We start from the raw sequence: 340 nt of genomic DNA, 5'->3' as shown, positions 1-340 counted from the left end.
GCGCGGCGACAGGACTGCTCTACACCCGCGTACTCGACCCGACCATCCTCGACTGGCTCAGCGGCTTTCCGGTGCTATGGTCGGCGCTGCTTTACGTGCTGGCCGGACAATATGAGCATGCCGGCGTTCTGGGGGAACTGGTCATCCAGGCCGACCGAGCATCGGTGGCCCAAGCCTTGGGTGGCGACCCGGCCAAGGCGCTGACGGCGCCCCGGCACGCCTTGCAGCGCAAGCTGCTAGACGGCCTGCGCTATCTGCTGCGCGAGGAACTGAAGCTCAATCAGCCCCAGGCTTCGGACGGCTGGCTGACACAGGACAGCTTGTGGCTGGTGAGCAAGAC

1 protein-coding gene is annotated in these 340 nt (G+C 65.9%); it reads left to right on the top strand.

Annotation, left to right across the window (positions count from 1 at the left end):
* The coding region (locus C1I89_RS33890; RefSeq protein ID WP_181391130.1) for a TraI domain-containing protein at window positions 1-340 on the top strand (340 nt) is incomplete at both ends.

The sequence above is a fragment of the Achromobacter pulmonis genome, from assembly GCF_002885955.2.
Classification (GTDB): Bacteria; Pseudomonadota; Gammaproteobacteria; order Burkholderiales; family Burkholderiaceae_B; genus Achromobacter; species Achromobacter pulmonis_A.
Note: the sequence above shows the minus strand (reverse complement) of the source record. Positions and strands in the feature narration are given on the sequence as shown.